Genomic DNA, 22,695 nt, shown 5'->3' on the forward strand with positions numbered 1-22,695 from the left:
GGGCCGGACGTGCGACTGCTTCTCGGCGAAGAGTCCGTGGGACGGTGAGCGGGGCTTCCGAGCGCGTAAATCCCGTCGTCGACCGTGCGCCCGCCATCCAGCGTCGTGGTCGCGCTCTCGCTGTGCTGGACCGTGTGGTCGTCGCCCGGTCCGTCACGGTCGCGACAGTCTTCGATTCTCGGACGACAGCGAGCCACGGACTCCAGCCAACCGCGGCTTCTCTCGCCCCACACTGACGTCCCGTCAGCGACTACGCCGGGCGACTCGCACCGAAAAAAGAAGTCCCGGTCGGACCCGGGTCGTCGTCGATCGACGCGTTACTCGTCGGTCTCGGTGGGCAGTTCGACGGTCAGCTCGTGGGTGCCGGGGCCGAGCGTCTTCGTCGTCGAGTCGATCAGCTCCTGCTGGTCCGCCATCTCGCGGCTCCAGCCGGCGTCGGGCTTGTCGTAGCTGACCATCGAGACGGTCAGTTCACAGCCTTCTTCGACGGTGACGGTGACCGAGGCGGTGTCGCCGTCGACTTCCATGGTCTCGTCGGCGACGCACTCGCTCGTGTCGCTGTCGAGCGTCGAGGGGCGACCTCGGCGGGTCACCGGATCCTCGGTGCTGCCGTGCATGTGCTGGATGAGCCGCGCCTGATCGCTGTAGAAGTTGTCGCTGTCGGCGGGGCCCAGCTCCTCGAGCGGTTCGCCGCGAACGAGGTCGACCTGGTAGTACCGGGCGTCGTCACCGTCGTCCTGCTTGGCCTCGACGGTGAGCGTGTCCGTCACGGAGTCGTTGTCCGTGAACACGCCGTAGGCGTACTCGCCGGGTGCCAGGCTACCGGTGTCGACGTCCTCCGCGGTGATGGTCGTCGACTCGCCGGCGTCGAGGGCGACCTCGCGCGTCCGGACGGTCTCGTCGTCGCTCAGTTCGCCGTCGGCGTCAGCGCGGAGTGCGACCGTCTGCGTGCCGTCGGTCTCGCCGGTGTTGGTGACCGTGACCGAGGCGTCGATCTTCTCACCGCGGGTGACGGTGTCCGGCGCCGTCAGGTCGGACACCTCGAAGGTGGCTGCGCCGGGTTCGGGCTCGGGCTTCTTCTTCGCGCCGGTGACCACGATCGTACCGGTCGCGGAGTCGTTGGCCGTGAACACGCCGTAGCGGTACTTGCCCGGTTTCAGGCCGCTGGTGTCGACGTCCTCGGCCGTGATGGTCGTCGATTCCCCGGCGTCGAGCGACACGTCCCAGGTCCGGAGCGGGTCGTCGCCCGTCAGGTCGCCGTCGCTGACGTGGGCGGCCCGGAGCTCGACGGCCTGGGTGCCGCTCTCGTCGCCGACGTTGGCGATCGTCACGGAGGCGTCGAACGCCTCGCCTTTGGCGACTTTATCCGGCGCCGTCAGGTCGGACACCTCGAAGGTGGCAGCGCCGGGTTCGGGCTCGGGTTCCGGTTCGGGCTCCGATTCATCGCTGGTGATGGTGATCGCACCCGTCGCGGAGTCGTTGGCCGTGAACACGCCGTAGGTGTACTCGCCGGGTTCCAGGTCGCTGGTGTTCACGTCCTCCGCGGAGATGGTCGTCGACTCGCCGGCGTCGAGGGCAATCTCGCGCGTCCGGACGGTCTCGTCGTCGCTCAGTTCGCCGTCGCCGTCGGCGTCGACGCGGAGCCCGACGGTCTGGGTGCCGTTCTCGTCACCGGCGTTGGAGACGGTGACGGAGGCGTCGAAGGACTCGCTCTGAGCGACGCTATCCGGTGCGGTCAGACCGGATACCTCGAAGGTGGCCGGATCGGGCTTCGGGTCGGGGTCAGGGTCGCCCTCGGTGACCGTGACCACGCCCGTTGCCGAGTCGTTAGCCGTGAACACGCCGTAGGCGTACTCGCCGGGCGCCAGCGTGCTCGTGTTGCGGTCCTGGAACGTGACCGTCGTCGATTCGTTGGCGTCGAGGGCGACCTCCGTCGCGCCGGCGACCTCGTTCTCCGAGAGCTGGCCGTCGCCGTTCACGTCGAACAGGAGCGCGACCGTCTGGGTGCCGTTGGTCTCGCCCGTGTTGGTCACGTCGGCGGAGACGTCGATCAGGTCGCCCTGGGTCACGTTGGCCGGCGCGGTGAGGTTCGACGCCTCGAAGGTCGCCGCGTCCGGTTCGGGCTCCGATTCGCCCTCGGTGACGTTGATCACGCCCGTCGTCGAGTCGTTGGCCGTGATCACGGCGTAGACGTACGTGCCGGGCGCCAGGTCGGTCGTGCCGAAGCCGGCGAGGTCGACCGACGCCGACGCGCCGGCGTCGAGGGTCACGTTCTCGGCGCCGAGCGTCTCGTTCTCCTCGAGCGTCGCGTCCCGGTCGGCGTCCAGCCGGAACTCCACCGTCTGGGTGTCCGACTGGCCGCCCGCGTTGGTGATCTCCGCGGACGCGTCGACGGTGTCGTCGCGCGTGACGTTGCCGGGCACGTCGACGCCAGAGACACGGAAGTCAGGTGACGTCGACTCCGTCGGCTCGCCCTCGACGGTGATCGTCGTCGCGGCGGTTTCGTTGACGAACCCGCCGCTGCTGGGATCGATCACCGAGCCGGTCGCGTCGACCGCGTACTCGCCGGGGGCGGCGTCGGCGGGCACCTGCACCTCGTAGGTCACCTCGTGCGTGCCCGCGCCGAGCCAGATGACCTCGAGGACGTTCGCCGTCCCGATGGGCGGCTTCGGACTCCCGCCCGACGAGTAGTCAGCGATCGACCCGGACCAGTTTCCGGGCAACTGTACCGAGGCGCGCGGCGCACTCGCGTTCGTCGCCTCCATCGTCGTCGTCAGCGTGACGTTCTCTCCGGGCGCCGCCGTCACCGCCGTCTCCGACTGCGACACCGAGAGGTTCTCTGGCGCGGCCATTCCGACCGGCGCGAGGACCGACAGGACGACGGCGACCGCCATCCCGACCGCCGCGACCTTCGTGAATCGTGCTCTGGAATCCCGCATCATCGGTTCCGGTTACTCACTCCCGTCCAGCTCGGTCCGGTGCCCGACCGAGCGGCGTCTATTCCGTCTGTATTCCGTACGGATCGGTTTTGTATTCATGCCGTACACGCTGGAAGAGGAGCAACCAACTCTTGGTAATCGGCTCTGTGCGGTCCGATAGTCCGAGTATGACGATTCGTAGTGACTAGCTGACTGTCGTGATACGGGTCGCTGGATACGTCAGGCGAAATGTTATGGCAACCAACTAGCTGCAATATGTGGATATCTGAGACGGAAGCAGCAGAGAAACGTCGGCGAGATAGAACTGATCGACATCTCGGCAGTAGCGAACTGACGACGCGGCGCCGGTCCGTCGGACGGGTTCGGGAGGGGCAACTCGCCGCATCACCGCGCTCGAGGACCGGGTGCGAACCGGGCGCGGCGATCACGGCCGACCAACTGGATCGGTCGGCCGTTCGCCGGTCGTCAGCTGCAGTCGCCGACGACGCTGAGGAAGAACGAGCCGAAGAAGGCCTGCATCCCGACGACCAGTGCGGTGAACGCGACCATCGACCCCAGCGTGAACGAGAGGTTGCCGAAGCCGCTGGCTGCCCACGTCCAGACGAGATAGCCGGCCTGGACCGCACCGAGCGCGAACACGACGATGCCGAGCGTCGCGTTCTCGACGATCCAGTTCGTCAGCGCGTCGTTCGGCCGCTGGATGGGGTCCGTGCCGACGGTGGCGAACACGCCCAGCGAGAACGCCTGCAGCCCGGCGATCAGGAACAGGCTCCCCGCTATCATCGAGTGGACCCCGAAGTTCACCCCGTTGATCGGGACGCCTCCGTAGGCCAGTCCCATGACCACGGTGCCGAACAGCCCCAGCAGGAGCCCCGGAGCGGAAAAGAGGTAGCCCGGCGCGTTGACGAGCATGAACCGGACGTGGCGCCAGCCGTCGCTGAAGCTGTCCAGCGTCTCCTCGCCCTCGCGCTCGTGATAGACGATCGGGACTTCCCGGATGTCCAGTTCCTTCGCGCCGGCGTCCATGATCGTCTCGCTGGCGAACTCCATGCCCGTCGTCTCCAGGCCCAGCGTCACCAGGGCTTCCCGTGAGAACACGCGGAAGCCGCTGTGGGCGTCGCTGACGCCGGCGTCGTAGAACGTGTTCAGGAACCGCGTCAGCAGCGGGTTCCCGACGTACTGGTGCAGCGGCGGCATCGCGCCGGAACAGATCTCGCCGTCCAGCCGGCTCCCCATACAGATGTCCGCGTCCCCTTCGCGGACCGGCTCCAGGAGCCGCGGGATCCCCTCGAAGTCGTAGGTGGTGTCGGCGTCGCCCATGACGATGAACTCCCCGCGAGTTCGCTCGAAGGCGTAGCGGTAGGCGTAGCCGGGTTCGTCCGGCGTGACGACGATCGCTCCCAGTTCCTCGGCCAGTTCGGGCGTCCGATCGGTCGAGCTGTCGGAGACGACGATCTCCGTGGGCACTTCGAGCTCGTCGACGGCGGTCTTGATCCAGTCGATGCACTCGACGATGCCCTCCTCCTCGTTGAGCGTCGGCATCACGACGCTCAACACCGGCGTGACCTCGCTGCCCTCGCCGACGATGTACTCGTCGGCCGACGCCTCCCGCTGCAGCGACGGCGCGTGCCCGGAGTCGACTGTCTGGCTCACGGTTGCGCCGGTTTCGCGTCCGCTTCGTTGATCGGCGATTCCCCACGTTCCACACACGCGAACCCGCCGTCCACGGTCTCGACGACCGGCGCGTTACAGTCGGTGCACTTCAGCGCCGAGCCGCGGACGGGTCTCGGATACCGACCCATGCTGTTTATTCATTGATTGATGTGGTATATAGCTACTGGAGCCGACGTTATTTTTTGGCAGGTGAACGGTGCGGAAAGGTCGAGACACCGGATAGAGCTGCGTTTTCGCAATACGTCGATCGACGCACACGTACACACGTAAATTACAGTTTATGTCCGACGCTTCGTCGAGCGCCGGGGACGCACTACGAGAGACGCGTTGCCACCGGACGGGTGCCAGTTGCGAACTATCTACGTTCCAGCAAACTCACTATAGATATCATCACATACTAGTTAACTGTGTGATAGTAGAGGCCGACTGTTCGGCGAGCCGGCGGGCGACGGGGAGCGTCGCCGCGGCGACCAGCCCGACCGATCGACGGCGTCGGTGACGGCCGGTGCTCGCTCCGGGCCCGCCGACGCGCTGGCTGGAGGCGACGATGCCGGACGACCCGCCGGCGAGACGGTGATCGACCTCGCCGACCGGCGCCGACCGCGAGACGATCGCCCTGACAGCGGCCGCTCTGAGGGGCTCCGGCGGAGGAGAACCGGCGGGTGGGAAGAACCGGCGGTCAGCGTTCGAGACGCCCGGCGACGAGGTCGGCGCGGACCGGCTACGCCAACTCCCTTACCGATGTATCAGGCCCTGGATCCGGTTGCGGGCGTCGTCGGGGGACTCGTAGGACTCGTCGTCGTCGGCCTCGGCGAGTACCTCGGCGACGGATGTCGATCCGGACTGCGTCTCGACCTTGCGGTCGCCGTGGGCGTCGATCAGTTCCGCCGCGGTCGTCGGGTAGTCGAGGCCTTCGAGCGCCTCGTCCAGGTCGCCGAGTCGCTCGCTGGACTCGGCGTCCATCGGTTCCGGTTCGTCGGCGCGGTCGCGCGCTTCCCGCATGTCCCGCTCGCGCTGGCGTCGCTCCTCGTCGGCCGCCTGTTTGTCTCGGCCCGATTTGTCGTCTGCCATCCCGCGATGTAGGAGAGCGAAGGGGATAACCCTGTGGCCGTTACCCACAGTGCCGCCCGGGAGGGAATCGACGCTTCAGTCCGCGCTGGACGTCGTCGATCCGACGCTCTTCGCGCTGATCGGCGACTCCCCGCAGTCCACGCACGCGAACCCGCCGTCCACGGTCTCGACGACCGGCGCGTTACAGTCGATGCACTTCAGCGCGGAGCTACGGGCGGGCCTCGGATAGCGACTCATAGGTATACACTATTCACGGCCCCGACGTGGATATGCTAGACGCCTAATACTTTTCCCGGCGTTCGCCCGGAGACGAGTCGGCGACCGGCGCTGGCCGAGGACGGTCGCCCCGCGGTTTTCACTGCCGGTCGCCGACGACGCTGAGGAAGAACGAGCCGAAGAAGGTCTGCATTCCGACGACCAGCGCGGTGAACGCGACCATCGACCCCAGCGTGAACGAGAGGTTGCCGAAGCCGCTGGTCACCCACGTCCAGACGAGATAGCCGGCCTGGACCGCACCGAGCGCGAACACGACGGTGCCGAGCGTCGCGCCGCGCTCCAGCGTCGCGTTCTCGACGATCCAGCTGGTGAGGGCGTCGTCGGGGCGCTGGATGGGGTCCGTGCCGACGGTGGCGAACACGCCCAGCGAGAACGCCTGCGGCCCGGCGATCAGGAACAGGCTCCCCGCTATCATCGAGTGGACCCCGAAGTTCACCCCGTTGATCGGGACGCCTCCGTAGGCCAGTCCCATGACGGCGGCGCCGAACAGCCCCAGCAGGAGCCCCGGAGCGGAAAAGAGGTAGCCCGGCGCGTTGACGAGCATGAACCGGACGTGGCGCCAGCCGTCGCTGAAGCTGTCCAGCGTCTCCTCGCCCTCGCGCTCGTGGTAGACGATCGGCACCTCCGCTATCTCGAGGCCCTTCGCGCCGGCGTCCATGATCATCTCGCTGGCGAACTCCATGCCCGTCGTCTCCAGGTCCAGCGTCTCCAGGGCTTCCCGTGAGAACACGCGGAAGCCGCTGTGGGCGTCGCTGACGCCGGCGTCGTAGAACGTGTTCAGGAACCGCGTCAGCAGCGGGTTCCCGACGTACTGGTGCAGCGGCGGCATCGCGCCGTCCCTGACCTCTCCCTCGAGGCGACTGCCCATGCAGATGTCGGCCTCGCCCTCGCGGACTGGTTCGAGCAGGCGCGGAATCTCCTCGAAGTCGTAGGTGGTGTCGGCGTCGCCCATGACGATGAACTCCCCGCGAGTTCGCTCGAAGGCGTAGCGGAAGGCGTAGCCGTAGCCGGGTTCGTCCGGCGTGACGACGATCGCGCCGCGTTCCTCGGCCAGCTCGGGCGTCCGATCAGTGGAACTGTCGGAGACGACGATCTCCGTGGGCACCTCGAGCTCGCCGACGGCGGTCTTGATCCAGTCGATGCACTCGACGATGCCTTCCTCCTCGTTGAGCGTCGGCATCACGACGCTCAACACCGGCGTGACCTCGCTGCCCTCACCGACGATGTACTCGTCGGCCGACGCCTCCCGCTGCAGCGACGGCGACGGTCCGCTCCCCGAACTGTCGGTCGTCTGGCTCACGGTTGCGCCGGTTCGACGTCTTTTCCGTTGATCGGCGATTCCCCACATTCCACACACGCGTACCTACCGTCTACTGTCTCGACGACCGGCGCGTTGCACCCGATGCACTTCAGCGCCGAACTGCGGACAGGTCTCGGATACCGACCCATGTTTGCGTATGACCGACGGACCTGACAAATAGCTATCAGACACCCGATCATTTTGCCGATCCTACATGCGCCGTCTGGAGCCTCTGATAGCCGAATTCGCGTAGCTAATTCGGACAATATCCTTTCCAGTGTTAAATCTCCGAATAAAGTCCATTATATAATATTTTTGTTATATATTCGGCTGGCGGTCGCGGCCGCTCCGGTCGGGCCCGTTCCCGAGGCTGCCAGTGGACGGACCCGCGGTTGACGAGGGAAGCGGAGCGGCGGCGGGGCCGCTCACTCGTCGTTTACGGAGACGGCCGTTCCCTCGGCGGCGGAACGGTAGATGCCGTCGATGACGCGCTGGACTGTCAGGCCCTGCTCGACGGTGTTGAGGTCCGGTGCGTCCTCCTCGGCGACGGCGTCGAGAAAAAGCTTGTCGCTTCCCTCCCAGCCGGTGTGTTCGAGCGACCCCGTGGTGACCTCCGATTCGACGAGGTGATCGACGCCCTCGTGGCCGTCGTCGATCATCGCGAGGTCCTCGCCGCCGAGATCCAGTCGCGCACCGCCCTCCGTCCCGCGGACGACGAACTCCTGGGTCTCGGTCTGGTTGGCCGCCCAGGACACCTCCAGCGAGACCGTCCGGTCGCCGGCGCACTTGATCAGCGCGGTCGCGGAGTCCTCGACGTCGAAGACGGCCTCGTCCATGGCGTCGTACCAGTCCTCCGGGTCGACGTAGTCCGGATCGGTGCCGAAGTTGTCCCGCGTGACTGCGAGCACCTCCTCGACGCGGGGAAAGCCCATCAGGTACAGTGCCAGGTCGATGGCGTGGACGCCGATGTCGATGACTGCGCCGCCGCCGGAGAGGTCCTCGTTGGTGAACCACGAACCCACGCCGGGGATGCCCCGCGAGCGGACGTAGTTGGCCTGGACGTGGGTGATCTCGCCGAAGCGGCCCGCCTCGCGGTAGCCCGTGAAGACCTCGGCGCCGGTCGAGATGCGGTTGTGGAAGTTGACCGCACAGAAGCCGTCGGAGTCGCGGGCCGCGGCGGCGATGCGTTCAGCGCTCTCCAGGCCGTCGGCGAGCGGCTTCTCGCAGAGGACGTTCAGGTCCCGTTCCAGGGCCGGGACGACCGCCTCCTCGTGGAAGGCGTTGGGCGTCGAGACGGCCACGGCGTCCAGGTCCTCCCCGTCGTACATCGCCTCCGGGTCCTCGTAGGTCGTCGCTCCGAAGGCCTCCGCGAAGTCCTCGCGGGGCCTCTGGGCCACGTCGGCCCCGGCGACGACGTCGTGGCCGAACTCCTCGGCGTTGGTGGCGTGGGTGCTCCCCATGAATCCGAGACCGACGATACCGAGTCGCACCGGCGCGCTGTCTACGGACATACCGAAACCAACGTATCGCATTGCCAAAAAGATTGGACGGGACGGTGGCTCACAGACGGCACCTCCGGCAGCCGCCGAAGGTGGCACGCGGCGATCGGGGAGCGATTTCCCGGCCCCAGTAATTCATAGGAGGGAGGCGAAGGCACGCCCATGGAGGACGCCGGACGCGATAGCACGGGACCGCACACTCCGCCGGCCGTGCGGCCGTCGGTCGACGAGGAGGACCTCGACGTCGAGTGCTGGTGGTGTCGGGCCGTCGTCGCGTACCTGCTTGAGAGCGGGGGCGTCGCGGCGCTGGGCGCCGTCGCACGGGCCATCGCGTCGACCCGCAGCAACGCGGCGCTGGACGAGGTCGATCCGGCGCCGGCCCGCGAGCGCCTCGTGGCGCGGCACCTCCCGGCGCTCGCGAACGCCGGGGTCGTCCTGTGGTTCGAGACGGACGACGCCGAGACGGTCGTCCTCGACGAAGAGCTGCTGGGACGGGCGACCGGCCCCGGAGACGCCCCGGGGTCGGGGGATCACATCGACCGCGAGTAGTTACAGCGCGGACAGCGCATGGAGCCGTTCCGTACGATGAGGAGGCTCTTCTCGCAGCGGTTGCACGCGTGGCTCACCGAGACGTCGCTCGCCTCCTGTGCGACCGCACAGAGCGCGTTCTCGACCTGTGTGACCCGCCGTTCGGCCGTCTCGACGCGCTTCGTGAGTTCACGTAACTGGTCGACCACCAGCTGGCGGCGCTCCTCCTCGGCCGGCTGCTTGTATTCCGGAGACATAGACGGTGGTATGCCATGTCGCCACATATACCTATTTACCAGTTGATCAGTCCCGCAGTGGGATCGACTGTCTGGTGTCCCGGCACGTGAGGGACCAGCGGGCTCGTCCGTACCGGAGGCGGCCGGCGAATATCCGAGTCGCAGTGGCGGTCCTCAGAGGGACCGGACCGCGTCGACGGCCTCGGGCAGCGAGGGGGCCTCGAAGACGTCCTGCCCGACGTAGGCGTTAGTGCCGGCGCAGTAGAGGTCGCGCGCGGCCCGAATCACGTCGTCGTCGAGCGGTTCGGGGGACTCCTCGCAGAGGGACTTCCAGTCGGCCACGTCCTCCTCGTCGGCGCGTTCCTTGGCCTCGCCCACGGCCTCGACCCACTCGGGCTGGGTGCGCTTGTGGTACTGGCGGACGACCTCCTTGGAGACCTGCTGGCCGTCGTAGGAGAAGCGGTTCTCGTCGAAGGTGCCGACGACGTCGGCGACGCGGATCTCCCCCTCGTGGTAGAGGCACTCGATCTTGCCGTCCTCGTGGACGAGTCCGGCCTCGCTGGCCTGCTCGGTCACGACGTAGTTGACGGCACGGGCCAGTTCCTCCAGGCGGTCGATCGACGCCTCGCCCGCGACCGCGTCGGCCCCCTCGCGGTCGAGGTAGCGGTCCTGCTCCTCGTACTTCGTGGAGAACTCGACCACGGGCTCGTTGAGGTCGACGACCTCGTCGGGCCACTCGTCGTGGTCGAGCCCGTGGTCGGCGGGGTCGGTGCGCTCGCGGAGCGACGAGCCGACGGGCACGCGGTTCCGGAAGACGATCTCCAGGGGGACGAGGTAGTTCTCGCCCGCTTCCTCGTGGTAGGCGTCGTAGTCGTACTCGCCGTCCGCGAAGGGGAGGTCGGGCACCTGCGTCAGCGAGATGGCCATCTCCTCGGGCGTCGCGCCCGCGGCGAGCGCCTCGCCGAGGTCGACGGTCTCGTCGTCGATAACTACGCCCTCGTAGTGGGTGGGGATGTCGTTGGCCTCCAGCAGTTCGAAGTTGAACGCGCCCATCGTGCAGAGGGAAGCGCCCTTGTCCGGAATCTCGTCGGGCATCTTGCCCCAGTCGAAGACCGAGTAGTCGTCGGTGAACACGAACGACCCGCGGCCCAGTTCGCCGGGGCTCGCGGGCTCGTCCACGCGAAACTCCTTGACGCTGGTCATTGGCGGTTCCTTTCGCTCCCGCGACTAAGCGGTTTGTGTTTCCGGGCGCGACACGCACTTTGTCCGGGCGCGCGAACCCCGTCCATGAGCGTGCTGACGAACGTCGCCGTCGTGGTCGGGGCGACGGTCGCCATCTACTTCGGCAGCGGCTGGCTGGAGGGCGCGAGCGAACGGCTCTCGACGTACTACGGCCTGCCGCTGGTCGTCCAGGGCGCCGTCGTGGCCGCAGTCGGGTCCAGCTTCCCGGAGCTCGCGACCGTCGTCGTCGCGGCCCTCGCGGGGTCGTTCAACCTCGGCGTCGGCGGCATCGTCGGCTCGGCCATCTTCAACGTCCTGGTGATCCCGGCCGTCGCCGGCATCGCGACCCCGGAGGACGTCGAGGCCAGCCGGACGCTCGTCTACAAGGAGGCCCAGTTCTACATGATCGCGGTCTCGGCGATGGTCATCACCTTCGCGCTGGCGGTCATCTACGTCCCGGCTGCGGGCCTGCGGGGCACGGTCACGCGGGAACTCGCGGCCATCCCGCTGGCGCTCTACGGCCTCTACCTCTTCACTCAGTGGGCCGACACCGCCGAGCACCAGCCGGAGGACCCGCCCGAACAGATCAGCGTCGTCACCCAGTGGGGGCTGCTGGTTCTGGGCCTGGCGACCATCCTCGTCGCGATCGAGGGCATGGTCCACGCGCTCCGGTCCATCGGGCATACCTACGACGCCTCGGAGTTCCTGCTGGGCATCACCGTCCTCGCCGCCGCGACGAGCCTGCCGGACACGCTGGTCAGCGTCCGGGCCGCGCGCGCCGACCGCCACGTCACCAGCCTGGCGAACGTCCTCGGCTCCAACACGTTCGACCTGCTGGTCGCGATCCCCGTCGGCGTCCTGATCGCGGGCGCGGCCACGATCGACTTCGCGGTCGCGGTGCCGATGCTGGGCTTCCTGACGCTGGCGACGGTGATCCTGTTCGCGCTCCTGCGGACCGATCTCTCGCTGTCCACGCCGGAGGCCTACGGCCTGCTGGTCACCTACGCGCTGTTCGTCTGCTGGATGGTCGGCGAGGTACTGGGCCTGATCGACGCCGTCCCCGGCGCCTGACCCGCCATGTTTTTGCCCGGGAGGACCGTCCGTCCGCTGGATGGCGGACGCCTTCGAGAAGACGGCGAACGTTCCGCGGGGCGAGTTCGACTTCGACCACCGCCCCCGGACGGACCAGTCCTTCGAGAACGCGCTGGCGAAGGCCCGGAGCGGCGAGCGACTGTCGGTCGCCGACGGCGTCGAGCTGATGACGACCGGCACCGCTCGCCCGGGCATCGACCCCGAGCGCAAGGAACAGGTTCTGGAGGCGGCCGACCGCCGCCGCGCCGAGGTGGTCGGCGACGAGGTCACGTTCGTCGCGAACCTCAACAACAACGTCACCACCGCCTGCAACACGGGCTGTCTGTTCTGCAACTTCAAGGACCGCTCCGAGCAGTTCCGCGCGGCGAACGACGACGACCACGGCGGGTTCACGAAGACGCCGGCGGAGTCCCGCGAGATCGTCGCCGACGCGCTGGAGATGGGCATCTACGAGGTGTGTTCGGTGTCGGGACTGCACCCGGCGTTCGCGCTGGACGACGAACACCGAGAGATCCTCGAAGCGAGCGGCCGCGAGGACCTGAACTACCGCCCGCCCGAGGAGTACGAGGGGGATCCGGGCACCTACTGCGAGCAGATCAGCGCGATGTCCGTCGGCGACGTCCACGTCCACTCGGTGACGCCCGAGGAGGCCTACCACGCCCGCCGCGGCACCGACTGGGACTACGAGGAGGTCTACGGCCGCCTGAAAGAGGCCGGCCTCGACTCGGTGCCGGGCACCGCGGCGGAAGTGCTCGTCGACGAGGTCCGGGAGGTGATCTGCCCGGGCAAGATTCGCACCGACGAGTGGCTCGAAGCGATGGAAGCCGCGGCGAACGTCGGCCTCGATACCACCGCGACCATCATGTACGGCCACGTCGAGAACGAGATGCACCGCGTCGTGCACCTCCAGCGAATCCGCGAGCTACAGGACCGGACGGGGGCGATTACGGAGTTCGTTCCCCTCTCGTTCGTCCACGAGGAGACGCCCCTCTACGAGGAGGGGATGGTCGAACGCGGCGCCAGCGACGCCGAGGACGAACTGATGATCGCGGTCTCGCGGCTGTTCCTCGACAATATCGAGCACGTCCAGTCCTCGTGGGTGAAGTTCGGCGACGCGAAGGGACTCAAGTTGCTCAACTGCGGGGCCGACGACTTCATGGGGACGATCCTCTCCGAGGAGATCACCAAGCGCGCCGGCGGCGACTACGGCGAGGTCCGCTCGGTCGCCGACTACGTCGAGATGATCACCGCGATCGGCCGCGAACCCGTCGAACGCTCGACCGATTACGAGCAGCGCCGCCGGATCGATCCGGACGACCCGCCGTTCGGTCCGACGCTCGGCCCGCGCGCCGACGGCACGCCAATGTTATGAGGGCGACCGCGTCCCGCGGTCGCCCAGGGACCAGTCGCGATCGTCACTGAGCAGACGAGTCGACCCGTCCGCCGCCGGGCAGTGCGACGGACGGCGGGACTGGTGCCCGGGATGGCAGTCAGAGGCGGATCCGGGCACTCCCGGATTTCCTCCCCGGGAACCTAATAATTGCGATCTATTTTCACCTCAATTTACATCAAACGTTGCCGACGGTCGGGCGTCTGGCCGGTCGGCGGTCCGGCACGCGTCCGCCGACGCGCTCAGTCCGACGGCGTCGTAGACGCCCCGCTCCGCGAGGCCGACGTCCCGGCGGCGGTCTGGTCGCCACCGGTCGGGGCACCCTGCGTGGACGTTCGCGGGCTACCGCCCTGGCGGTTCCGCCCGGCTTCGGGGTCCGTTCTTGCGAGAGTTATTTGGCTGCTCCGCCGGTAGCGCCGCGCATGCGCTACGTCGAGATGCGGGTGACGCCGCGGGAGGGGACCGCGTTCCACCCGCTCGGGGAGCGACTGGCGGAGGATTCCGACGTGATCCGCGGCGCGATCCACCAGCTGGACCTGCTGGCCGACGGGACGGCCGTCATGCTCGCCGAGGCGCGCGGTGATCAGGACCGATAAGATCCTCGAGACCAGCGAGCACGTCGTCGACTTCGCCGTCACGGGCGCAGAGGGGTGGTGGTACTCGTACACGCACTTCGAGCCGGCCCCGCTGACGGAGCGCGTGGTTCGCCGCCGCGAGGAATCCGAGGCCATCGTGGAGATGCCCGTCGAGGTCGAGGAGGACGGGTCGCTGTTGATCACCCTCGCGGGAGACGAGGCCAACGTCGCCGACGCGATGCCGCCAGACACGGACGCCTACGACGTGGAGATGCTCTCGACCGGCGAGCGCCCGCCCGACGGCGACGACCCCTTCGCCGACCTCACCGACCGCCAGCGGAGATCCTCGACGCTGCCGTCCGCCTGGGTTACTACCGGAATCCCCGCGAGGCCACCCACGAGGACGTCGCCGAGCGGGTCGGGACGACGGCCTCCACCGTCGGCGAACACCTCCGGAAGATCGAGTCCCGGGTGTTCTCCCGGTTCGTCCGGGAAGGCCGCGGGCCGGACTGATCGCGACGGGCCGACCCGAGACGGCGACTCCCGACCAGACGTACCAGATATATAATGTTATTTTGTGGCCGCGCCATGGTATCACAAATCGTCCTGAATGGTTTTGATACGCGTCGACGTGGAGGTTCAGTGAATACCTACACGATCGTCCCGGCATAGTACATCACTCTACTTATACGTGTGCGACGCCTCGTTCAGGTATGAACAAGTTCCAGCACGTGAAGCTGTTCGCCGACGACCTGCGGAGAAACGTCCGAACCCGAACCGCCGCGCCGGCCCGCGGCCGCGACGCCGACGACGAGGAGGAGTCGCCCGCGAAGGTCTTCCCCGCCGGCTTCTGAGCGACGCGGTCTCCCGAACGCGCTCTTTTCGACGTCGATCGGTACCCCGGTAGCCGCTGCCGTCCCCGAGGTCAGGGCTGGACGGGGTTCTCTCCGCGCTCCAGCACCGCGCGGTAGCGCTCGCCCGCCGCATCGTCCGCGTCGATAGCGGCGCGGATCCGGTCGGAGCACCACTCCTCGTCGACGTAACGCTCGTAGACGGGCAGGCGCTCGCGCAGGGGGACGCCGGCGCTGTCGGCGACGGCCCGCAACTCCTGCAGGGCGGGCCACTCGTACTCGGGGTTGATGTGGTCGACCGTCACCGGCGAGACGCCGCCGAGGTCGTCGATCCCGCAGTCGGTCAGGTCCCGCGCGGGCGCGAGGTTCGGCGGCACCTGGACGGACACCTCGCTGGGGAGGCCGACGCGGGCCATCGCCGTCACTCGACGCATGGTCTCAAGGTCGGGGCTGCCGCCGTCCCAGCGCTCGTTCTCGACGACGGGCTGGACGATCACTTCCTGAACGTGGCCGTGGCGTTCGTGCATCGCCCGGATGGCCAGGACGCTCTCGGCCCGGTCTCGCCAGTCCTCGCCGACGCCGACGAGGATGCCCGTCGTGAACGGGACGCCCAGTTCCCCCGCCACGTCCAGCGTGTTGAGCCGCTGGCCGGGCGACTTCGCACGGGGGCCGCCGTGGGCGCGCACGTCCGCGGTCGTCTCCAGCATCACGCCCATGGAGGCGTTGACGTCCGCGACCTCGGCCATCTGCTCGCGCGTCTGGTCGCCCGGGTTGGCGTGGGGCAGCAGCCCCTCTGCCAGCGCGATCTCGCAGGCCTCCCTGAGGTAGGAGTGGATCGAGTCGTGGCCCAGGTCGGCCAGTTGCTCGTAGATCCCGTCGTAGCGGTCGTCCGGGTCGTCGCCGAAGGTGAAGAGCGCCTCCGTACAGCCCGCGTCTGCGCCCCGGCGGCAGGTCTCGCGGACCTCGTCGGGCGTCATCAACTCGGCCTGACCCGGCGGGTCGTAGTAGGTGCAGTACGTGCAGGTGTACCGGCAGGCAGTCGTCAGCGGGACGAACACGTTCCGCGAGAAGGAGAGTTCGTCGGCGGCCGCCACGTCGTCGGGCGACGCGTCGAGCAGTCGCTCGACCTCGGCCTCGTCGATAGCGACGGCAACGTCGTACTCGTCGGCACCGGGAATCACGTCCACTCCTCTGACCGCCGACGCCAAAAATGGTTCAGTCCTCGCCGTCGCGCCCGACGCCGGTGCGGCCGTCCGTCGCCACCGCGAACCCGCGCTCGCGGAGCCAGTCGGGCGCCTCGCCCGCGCCGTGCAGCAGCACCTCGGCGAGGTCGTCCGGTTCGTCGACGTCGACCGCCAGCCGGAACGAGTCGACCTCGGCGACGGAGCCGACGGCGTTCGCGTTCTCGCGGTGGTCACGGATCGACGCGTCGTGGTAGTCGACGCGGAAGTCGTCGGTCCGGGCGACGAAGGCGTTCGTCCCGCCGCCCAGCCCCGGTGCCAGTACGACACCGGCGTCGGGCGCGAACAGCCGCTCGATCGCGGCGGGCGTCGCCAGCGCGAGGTCGGCCATCACCACCGCGAGCGGCCCCGCCTCGAGGCGGTCGTTGATCGCCGGGTCCAGCGGCCGGTCGTCGACGGTCACGGGCGCGTCGCAGTCCACGTCGGCCGTGGCCAGGACCTCGACGTCGGTCTCGACGTCCGCCGCCGCTATCGCGTCCAGCACGTCGCCGAGCAGCACCGTCGCGAACTCGCGGCGCTCGTCGGGCGAGAGAACGGGAGAGAGGCGCGTTTTCGGCTCGGTGGCGTCGAACGGGACGACGACGCGCATCAGAGCTTGCTGTACTCGTCCCCCTGGGACCGCCAGTAGTAGATCCCGCCGGCGACCAGCGCGATCACCAGCAGCGCGCCGACGGCCATCAGGGCCAGCTGCATCGTCTGCTGGGACTGCTGGGCCGACTGAGCCTTGGACTCGGCCTCCTCGGCGAGGTCCTGGGCGTTGCCGAAGTTCCCGACCTCGTACGCGGAAACAGCGTTGTCCCGGAGGTTCCCGGCCTCGTCGTGGCCGCCCGCGGCGTCGATGGCGGACTCGGCGTCCTCGATGGACTGGCGGGCCGCCCGGCTGTCCTCGGTGTAGTGGTGGGCCGTGTCGTTGCGGAACTCCTCGGCGTTGTTGCCGGTGACTCGCTCCAGCGAGGCCACCACGAACTCCTCGCGCGGTTCGTAGGTGAAGTTCTCGACCTCGGGGACCTCGCCGGTCAGTTCGATCCGGACCTGGTCGCCGTTGTTGTCGACGCTGAGGTCGCGCTCGAAGGACTGGTCCCCGTAGGTCGTCTCCCCGTCGTCGATGGGGTTGCCGGCCCGCAGGACCGTCACGGTCCAGCCGACGTTCTCCAGTTCCGTCGTCGCGTTCAGCGTCCACTCGCTGGGCGCGTCTGTGAAGGGGTCGTCGACGGTGTAGGTGACGCTGACCTCCTCGCCGACGGCCGCGCTGGAGGGCACCCCGTCCGCGGAGACGGAGAAGGCGCTGGCGACACCGGTGGCGAGCAGGACCACGCACAGCAGCGCCACTGCGAGCCTAGAACAGCGGGTCAAGTTCATCCTCGTCATCTTCCACCAGCTCTTCGAGGTTGTCCTCGCTCTCCTGGCGGATGTCGTCGATGTTCTCCTGGGCCTCGATGGCGACCTGCTGCAGTTCCTTCACGCGTGGGACGTTGTGGACGCCCGAGAGGAGCACCGCCGCGGCGACGCGGGGCTCGTTGGTCGGGTAGTCGCCGCCCCGGACCTCCATAGAACCGGTCTGCTCCTCGAGCCACTTGCGGCCGCGCTCAATGCCCTTCCGGTTGAGGTGGGCGGAGGGACCGGCCATCACGAGCAGGGCCCGCTCTGCGCCGTCGATCTCGCAGGGCAGCGTGAGCCGACCCAGCGCGGCCTTGCGGACCAGCGACGTGATGCGGTTGGTCGTGTTGGCCGTGTCCATCTCGCCGCCGTCGTCGTCCTTGAACCGCGACAGGAGGCCGCCGCCGCCCGAGGAGAGCTCGACGTCCTCGGAGGCGTATCCCACAGTTGAGACGCCGCCGCCCGAGAGGGTGTTGATGATCTCGGAGGAGTCGACGACGCTCTCGGCGACGTTGTCGCCGGAGCCGATCTCGCCGGCGCCGAACAGGACGCCGAACCGGCGGACGATCTCCTCGTTGATGTGGTCGTAGCCGCCCTCCATGGACTCGCCCGTCTTCCGCCAGGCGTCGTTGTCGAACACCAGGAGGTTGTCTACCTCGCGCACGAACGTCTGGAACGACCGGGCGGCGTTGAGCGTGTAGATGCCGCCCTCGTCGCTGCCGGGCAGCACGCCCAGGCCGTAGACGGGTTCGGTGTAGATGCGCTGGAGGTGCTTCGCGAGGACCGGAGAGCCGCCGGAACCGGTGCCCCCGCCGAGCCCGGCGACGACCAGAAAGGCGTCGATCTCGTGGACCGGGATGTTGTCGATGGCCCCCTGAATTTCGTCGATGTCCTCTTCGGCGATCTCCGCGCCGAGTTCGTTGTCGGCGCCGACGCCGTGCCCCTTGACGCGTGCCTGCCCGATGAGGACCCGATTCTCCTCCGGAATGTTGTCGAGCCCGAGCAGGTCGGCCTTCGCGGTGTTGACCGCGACGGCCGCGCGGACGATCCCCGAGTTCGTCCGTTCGTCGTACTCGAGGAACTTGTCCACGATTTTTCCGCCGGCCTGCCCGAAGCCGATCATCGCGAGTTTCATTGATTGAAGTCTCCGCTTAAAACTCCCATGACGGAATGCGCGTAAAAGCCTTTTGCCGCGCTCAGCCGACCTTCACCGCGGCCAACAAATCGCAAGACGGCGACGTGACGGGCGCGAGAGACGCCGTGGCCGGCGGTGGCCCCGCTCAGGCCGTCGTGAGGTAGTCCCACAGGCGCAGCAGTTCGCTCTGGTCGACGCCGAACGCGTCGACGTCGTTGTCCGCCGTGGTGTTGTCGATGTTCAGAGAACGATACTGGTCGGACCCCAGCGGAAGGCCGACCGTACCCATGACGGTAAGCCCGGCTTTCGCCAGCCCCATCGGGAGCGGGACGATCCTGATCGACCGCCCCTCGGACTCGTAGACCTGATCGGTCACCTGCCGCAGGGTCAGCGTCTCCGGGCCGCCGATCTCGTAAGCCTCGCCGACGTGTTCGTCGTCCTCGACCGCGTCGGCGATCATCGGCGCGAAGTCGCCGATCCAGACGGGCTGGAACCGCGTCTGGTCGCCCCCACCGGGCAGGGGATAGACCGGCAGCCCCGGCGCGAACATCCTCTTCAGCCGCTTGGTGAAGCCGACGAACTCGTCGCCCTCGCCGAAGACGACCGAGGGCCGGAAGATCACCCAGTCCAGGTCCGAGTTCCGGACGACGTCCTCCGCCCGACCCTTGGACCGGAGGAAGTGGGTCGGCGCTCGGGAGTCCGCCCCGAGCGCACTCATCTGGACGAATCGCTCGACGCCGTGCTCCTCGGCGGCCCGGACGCAGTTCTCCGTCCCGCCGAGGTGGATCCGCTCGTGCATCTCGTCGCCGCCGTCGGGCCTGAACAGCGGCGACAGCGACACCAGGTAGACGACCGCGTCCTGCCCCTCGAAGGCGCCCTCGATGGAATCGTAGTCGGTCACGTCGCCACGGGACGTCTCGACGCCCGCCGGGAGGTCGGCGTCTCCCGGCGACCGCGCGAGGGCCGTCACATCGTGGCCCCGTTCGTCGAGTTCTCGACACAGGTGCTGGCCGATGAAGCCGCTCCCGCCGACCACCAGAACGTTCATGTTCGGTCCTTCGAAGGTATCCGACGTAAAGCTAGTCCGAACGCGGTTACAGCAGGAATTGAAACTATTTGCACGTCGGCGGGCACCCGGATGCCATTCGAGTGTGCCATTGCGTTCAATTTCTACGACGGGTACGTGCAGGCGCTCCCGTCGCCCTCCGGTCGGTTTACGTGCCGGGGGTGCGAGGAGCGGGTATGCTCGTCACGCTGGAGGGGCTGGACGGCAGCGGCAAGACGACCGCCTGGGAGCACCTCCGCGAGGTCATCGACGCCGACGCCGTCTTCACGCGCGAACCGACCGACTCGTGGTACGGCGAGGCGGTCGAGCGCTCCATCGCCGACGACGACGCGGACCCGCTCGCCGAACTGTTCCTCTACACGGCCGACCACGCGGCCCACCTCAGCGACACGATCCGTCCGGCCCTGGCAGAGGACACGGTAGTCGTCTCGGACCGTTACTCCGACTCCCGGTACGCCTACCAGGGGGCCACGCTGGAGGGCGTCGTCGACGACCCCCTGGAGTACGTCCGCGGGATTCACGAGCCGTTTACCCGACCGCCGGACGCCACCGTCTACCTCGACGTCGACCCGGAGACCGCCGCCGACCGCAGCGGCGCGACCAACAAGTTCGAGACCGCCGAGTACCTCGCCGACGTCCGCGAGAACTACGAGCGCCTGATCGAGGCCGAGCCCGATCGGTTCGTCCGGATCGACGCGACCCGACCCGCGGCGGAGGTCCGCGACGCCGTCGCGTCGGCCGTCCGCGACTGCATCGAAAGCTGATCGGCGGCGTCCGCTACTTTCCCACCCGCCTACTGCGCCGCCTCGGGCAGTTCCACTTCCTCGGGCGCGGGCATCCAGAGGTAGTCGAAGGTGATCCCGACGGCCACGGGCAGCAGGACCGTGAGTGCCACGGCCGCCGCCCTGCTGCCGAGGTTCTCGCCCAGGCCGAGCACGCCGGACAGGACCAGGAGCAGGATCAGGCAGACGACCGGCGAGATCAGCAGCGCGTACAGCATGCTCCCCCAGCTCGTGTCCAGTCGCACGCGGAAGAACCGGGTCAGGAGCGCGGTGACGGCGCTGTTGACCAGCACGATGACGAGCAGCCCGGCGAGCCCCACGACGCTGACCATGTCGCCAGTTGCGGGGCGAGGACCTTTGCCGTTACTACACGCTGCGGACGCCACCGCGGACGGCGCAGCGGAGCGCGACGCCTGATCGGCCCCGAACCGGTGGCCTCGGGTTTCAGTGTCTCCGCTAGTCGAGGCAGATGTAGGTCCGCGTGTCGACGACGCCGTCGAGGTTCCTGACGTCCGTCGACGCGGCGTGGACCACGTCGTACACGTTCTCCCCGCCGACCTCGGCGATGATGTCGTACTGGCCGGCGACGATGTGGGCCTCGTGGACGCCCTCCTGCTCCTCGATGGCGGTCAGCAGGTCGGCCGACTTCCCGGCCGCCGTCTTGATCATGAGATAGGCACTGACCATGGGGAGTGTGGGGTGTGGTAACGCGAAAAAACTTCCCCCGCGACCGCGGGGTACATTTATCCACCGCCGTCTCGTACGGGTGTGTATGCGATTCGTTATCGTGGGTGCCGGTCGCGTCGGGCTCCGGACCGCCCGGGTGCTCGGCGAGAGCGGCCACGAGGTCGTCATCGTCGAGCAGGACCCCACGAAGGTGTCCCGCGCTCGCGAGGAGGGATTCGAGGTCATCGAGGGCGACGGCGCCCTGGAAGAGACGCTAGAAGAGACTGATCTGGAAGCCGCGGACGCCATCGGCGCGCTCACCGGCGACCTGAACGACAACTTCGTCGCCTGCATGATCGCCAAGGAGTTCGGCTGCCGGACCGTCATGCGCATCGACGAGGACTACCGCGAGGAGATATACCGCAAGTACGCCCAGGACGTCGACGAGGTCATCTACCCCGAGCGCCTCGGCGCCATCGCCGCGAAGAACGCGCTGCTGGGCGGCAACATCCGCGCCGTCGCCGACGTCGACGAGAACCTCCAGCTCGTCGAGTTCACCATCACCGAGCAGTCACCGATGGCCGGCTACAGCATCTCCGAACTGGAACTGCCCGCCAACGCCCGTCTGCTCGCGTACGGCAAGGAGGACGAAGCGCTCCGCCTCCCCGGCGAGGACGACACGCTCGAACTGGGCGACTCCATGGTCGTCCTCGCGGACTTCGACGTCCTCGGGGACGTCCGCAGCATCGTCGTCGGCGAGACCGGCCGCGCGAGGGCCGCGGGAGGTGCCTGAGATGGTCGTCGCCTACGTCATGATCAAGGCCCACACCGGCGACGCCGACCGCCTCAAGAGCGAGACCGAGGCCATCGACGGCGTCGTCGAGGCCCACATCGTCGCCGGCGACGTCGACCTCATCGCGAAGGTCGAGGTCGACACCCCCGCCGAGGTCAAGGACATCGCCGCCACCCGGATCCAGGGCATCGACGGCGTCGAGGACACCCAGACCTACATCGCGATGGGATAGTACCTTTTTACTTCGTCGGGTTTCCTCGGGCGCTCTTCGAGCGCCCTGCGGGAACCACTCTCTGCTCACGGGCGGCGAAGCCGCCCGTTCGCACGGCCAGCGGGACCTTCGGTCCCGCTCGGCTCGTGAAAATCTACGCTAAAAACTACCTTCTCGCTCAGTCGCTTCGCTCCCTCGCGGGAAGTGAACCGGCAGCCTTCGGCCGCCGGATGCTCGACGACCGCTACAGCGGCGTCCCGCCGGCCTGGCCGTGCCCGTCGCCGCTGGCGGCGTCGCTGACGAGGTCGGCGACGGCGCCCTCGTACTCGTAGCCGGGGATCACGCCCTCGACGTAGGTGCCCTCGACGTACTCGACGAAGGCCTTCGCGACGTCGGCGGCCTGGCTGGCGCTTCCCAGCTCGAAGCCGTAGGTGACGACCACCTCGTCGCCATCGCGCACGACGGCGAACTCCTCCAGGTCGACCGACGCGCGGGTCGCCTTCGGCGCGTCCTCCAGGCGTCGGCGGAGCGTGTCGAACCAGCCGTCGCGGACGGCGTCGCCAACCTCGTCCGCGGTGGCCGCCCGCAGCGTCGGCGCTCGGACGGTGACGGTGTAGGCGATCCGCCACTCCGGCGCGTCGGCGATTTCGACACGCCCGTCGAACGCCGTGGTCGTCACCCGGAACCCGTCGCCGTCGCGCGCGTAGGCGTCGGCCCGCTCGAAGGTCCGCTCCACGTCCGCTAGCTCCTCGCTCATTACACCACGATAGGG

Annotated in this window: 24 protein-coding genes and 1 pseudogene; 10 read left to right on the top strand and 15 right to left on the bottom strand. The window is 68.1% G+C overall.

Translation table 11 applies throughout. The annotated features are described in order from the left end of the window. Window positions 1-317: 317 nt before the first annotated feature. From LCY71_RS05660 to LCY71_RS05670, 3 genes are all read right to left on the bottom strand, one after another. Window positions 318-2,942, bottom strand: coding sequence for a CARDB domain-containing protein (locus LCY71_RS05660; RefSeq protein ID WP_225335389.1), 2,625 nt, complete (start codon window positions 2,940-2,942; stop codon window positions 318-320). A gap of 462 nt (window positions 2,943-3,404) precedes the next feature. Next, window positions 3,405-4,592 (bottom strand): glycosyltransferase family 2 protein, encoded by a 1,188-nt coding sequence (locus LCY71_RS05665; RefSeq protein WP_225335390.1) that lies wholly within the window; start codon window positions 4,590-4,592, stop codon window positions 3,405-3,407. A gap of 756 nt (window positions 4,593-5,348) precedes the next feature. Further along, window positions 5,349-5,684, bottom strand: a complete 336-nt coding sequence (locus LCY71_RS05670) for a DUF5789 family protein (protein WP_225335391.1) — start codon at window positions 5,682-5,684, stop codon at window positions 5,349-5,351. A gap of 49 nt (window positions 5,685-5,733) precedes the next feature. Here LCY71_RS05670 and LCY71_RS05675 point away from each other — a divergent pair, with 49 nt between their 5' ends. Then, entirely contained in the window at window positions 5,734-5,913 is a 180-nt protein-coding gene (locus LCY71_RS05675) for a hypothetical protein (protein WP_225335392.1), read from the top strand. A gap of 126 nt (window positions 5,914-6,039) precedes the next feature. On the opposite strand, the gene LCY71_RS05680 is transcribed toward LCY71_RS05675, so the two are convergent. Continuing rightward, window positions 6,040-7,308, bottom strand: a complete 1,269-nt coding sequence (locus LCY71_RS05680) for a glycosyltransferase family 2 protein (RefSeq protein ID WP_373325145.1) — start codon at window positions 7,306-7,308, stop codon at window positions 6,040-6,042. 377 nt (window positions 7,309-7,685) lie between these two features. Next, window positions 7,686-8,771, bottom strand: a complete 1,086-nt coding sequence (locus LCY71_RS05685; protein WP_225335394.1) for a Gfo/Idh/MocA family protein — start codon at window positions 8,769-8,771, stop codon at window positions 7,686-7,688. A gap of 150 nt (window positions 8,772-8,921) precedes the next feature. On the opposite strand from LCY71_RS05685, the gene LCY71_RS05690 reads away from it, so the two are divergent. Further along, window positions 8,922-9,308, top strand: coding sequence for a hypothetical protein (locus tag LCY71_RS05690; protein WP_225335395.1), 387 nt, complete (start codon window positions 8,922-8,924; stop codon window positions 9,306-9,308). Here the strand turns inward: LCY71_RS05690 and LCY71_RS05695 are convergent. Together LCY71_RS05695 and LCY71_RS05700 are read right to left on the bottom strand one after the other, a co-directional pair. Further along, the gene (locus tag LCY71_RS05695) at window positions 9,290-9,544 is read right to left on the bottom strand and encodes a hypothetical protein (protein ID WP_225335396.1); all 255 of its coding nucleotides are present in this window, start codon (window positions 9,542-9,544) and stop codon (window positions 9,290-9,292) included. The genes LCY71_RS05690 and LCY71_RS05695 overlap by 19 nt on opposite strands. Window positions 9,545-9,697: 153 nt before the next feature. Continuing rightward, window positions 9,698-10,726: a phosphoribosylaminoimidazolesuccinocarboxamide synthase gene (locus tag LCY71_RS05700; protein WP_225335397.1), complete on the bottom strand. Its 1,029-nt coding sequence runs from the start codon at window positions 10,724-10,726 to the stop codon at window positions 9,698-9,700. A gap of 84 nt (window positions 10,727-10,810) precedes the next feature. Between LCY71_RS05700 and LCY71_RS05705 the strand changes: the two genes are divergently transcribed. The 5 genes and pseudogenes from LCY71_RS05705 to LCY71_RS05725 all read left to right on the top strand — a co-directional run bounded on the left by LCY71_RS05705 (window position 10,811) and on the right by LCY71_RS05725 (window position 14,655). Continuing rightward, on the top strand, window positions 10,811-11,815 hold the full coding sequence (locus tag LCY71_RS05705) for a sodium:calcium antiporter (protein ID WP_225335398.1): 1,005 nt from the start codon (window positions 10,811-10,813) through the stop codon (window positions 11,813-11,815). Between the two features lie 40 nt (window positions 11,816-11,855). Continuing rightward, on the top strand, window positions 11,856-13,208 hold the full coding sequence (gene cofH / locus LCY71_RS05710; protein WP_225335399.1) for a 7,8-didemethyl-8-hydroxy-5-deazariboflavin synthase subunit CofH: 1,353 nt from the start codon (window positions 11,856-11,858) through the stop codon (window positions 13,206-13,208). Window positions 13,209-13,663: 455 nt separating this feature from the next. Beyond that, window positions 13,664-14,030 (top strand): annotated as a pseudogene (locus LCY71_RS21805) (helix-turn-helix domain-containing protein); the annotation flags it as partial. A gap of 134 nt (window positions 14,031-14,164) precedes the next feature. Further along, entirely contained in the window at window positions 14,165-14,314 is a 150-nt protein-coding gene (locus LCY71_RS21810) for a helix-turn-helix domain-containing protein (protein WP_444542726.1), read from the top strand. A gap of 200 nt (window positions 14,315-14,514) precedes the next feature. Then, complete coding sequence (locus LCY71_RS05725; RefSeq protein ID WP_225335402.1) at window positions 14,515-14,655, top strand: hypothetical protein; 141 nt, start codon at window positions 14,515-14,517, stop codon at window positions 14,653-14,655. 71 nt (window positions 14,656-14,726) lie between these two features. Here LCY71_RS05725 and cofG read toward each other — a convergent pair whose 3' ends face one another. The 5 genes from cofG to LCY71_RS05750 all read right to left on the bottom strand — a co-directional run bounded on the left by cofG (window position 14,727) and on the right by LCY71_RS05750 (window position 19,453). After that, window positions 14,727-15,833 (bottom strand): 7,8-didemethyl-8-hydroxy-5-deazariboflavin synthase subunit CofG, encoded by a 1,107-nt coding sequence (gene cofG / locus LCY71_RS05730; RefSeq protein ID WP_225335403.1) that lies wholly within the window; start codon window positions 15,831-15,833, stop codon window positions 14,727-14,729. Window positions 15,834-15,867: 34 nt separating this feature from the next. After that, the gene (gene cofC / locus LCY71_RS05735) at window positions 15,868-16,482 is read right to left on the bottom strand and encodes a 2-phospho-L-lactate guanylyltransferase (RefSeq protein WP_225335404.1); all 615 of its coding nucleotides are present in this window, start codon (window positions 16,480-16,482) and stop codon (window positions 15,868-15,870) included. Next, entirely contained in the window at window positions 16,482-17,222 is a 741-nt protein-coding gene (locus LCY71_RS05740; RefSeq protein ID WP_225335405.1) for a hypothetical protein, read from the bottom strand. The genes cofC and LCY71_RS05740 overlap by 1 nt, the downstream gene beginning before the upstream one ends. Window positions 17,223-17,229: 7 nt before the next feature. Further along, window positions 17,230-18,405, bottom strand: a complete 1,176-nt coding sequence (locus tag LCY71_RS05745) for a tubulin/FtsZ family protein (RefSeq protein WP_225335406.1) — start codon at window positions 18,403-18,405, stop codon at window positions 17,230-17,232. Window positions 18,406-18,550: 145 nt separating this feature from the next. Next, window positions 18,551-19,453 carry a complex I NDUFA9 subunit family protein gene (locus tag LCY71_RS05750; RefSeq protein ID WP_225335407.1) on the bottom strand — a complete coding sequence of 301 codons (903 nt, stop codon included), beginning with the start codon at window positions 19,451-19,453 and terminating at the stop codon, window positions 18,551-18,553. Between the two features lie 194 nt (window positions 19,454-19,647). On the opposite strand from LCY71_RS05750, the gene tmk reads away from it, so the two are divergent. After that, window positions 19,648-20,235, top strand: coding sequence for a dTMP kinase (gene tmk, locus LCY71_RS05755; protein ID WP_225335408.1), 588 nt, complete (start codon window positions 19,648-19,650; stop codon window positions 20,233-20,235). Window positions 20,236-20,264: 29 nt separating this feature from the next. Here the strand turns inward: tmk and LCY71_RS05760 are convergent, their stop codons facing one another. Continuing rightward, window positions 20,265-20,585 (bottom strand): DUF7991 family protein, encoded by a 321-nt coding sequence (locus tag LCY71_RS05760; RefSeq protein ID WP_225335409.1) that lies wholly within the window; start codon window positions 20,583-20,585, stop codon window positions 20,265-20,267. Window positions 20,586-20,709: 124 nt separating this feature from the next. Continuing rightward, window positions 20,710-20,940, bottom strand: a complete 231-nt coding sequence (locus LCY71_RS05765) for an Lrp/AsnC ligand binding domain-containing protein (RefSeq protein WP_225335410.1) — start codon at window positions 20,938-20,940, stop codon at window positions 20,710-20,712. 85 nt (window positions 20,941-21,025) lie between these two features. On the opposite strand from LCY71_RS05765, the gene LCY71_RS05770 reads away from it, so the two are divergent. Further along, complete coding sequence (locus tag LCY71_RS05770) at window positions 21,026-21,712, top strand: potassium channel family protein (protein WP_225335411.1); 687 nt, start codon at window positions 21,026-21,028, stop codon at window positions 21,710-21,712. 1 nt (window position 21,713) lies between these two features. Beyond that, window positions 21,714-21,944, top strand: a complete 231-nt coding sequence (locus LCY71_RS05775) for an Lrp/AsnC family transcriptional regulator (protein ID WP_225335412.1) — start codon at window positions 21,714-21,716, stop codon at window positions 21,942-21,944. Window positions 21,945-22,167: 223 nt separating this feature from the next. Here the strand turns inward: LCY71_RS05775 and LCY71_RS05780 are convergent, their stop codons facing one another. Next, the gene (locus tag LCY71_RS05780; protein ID WP_225335413.1) at window positions 22,168-22,680 is read right to left on the bottom strand and encodes a DUF5813 family protein; all 513 of its coding nucleotides are present in this window, start codon (window positions 22,678-22,680) and stop codon (window positions 22,168-22,170) included. Window positions 22,681-22,695: the final 15 nt, after the last annotated feature.

Origin of the sequence: Halomicrobium urmianum, assembly GCF_020217425.1 — an archaeon.
In the GTDB taxonomy this organism is placed as follows: domain Archaea; phylum Halobacteriota; class Halobacteria; order Halobacteriales; family Haloarculaceae; genus Halomicrobium; species Halomicrobium urmianum.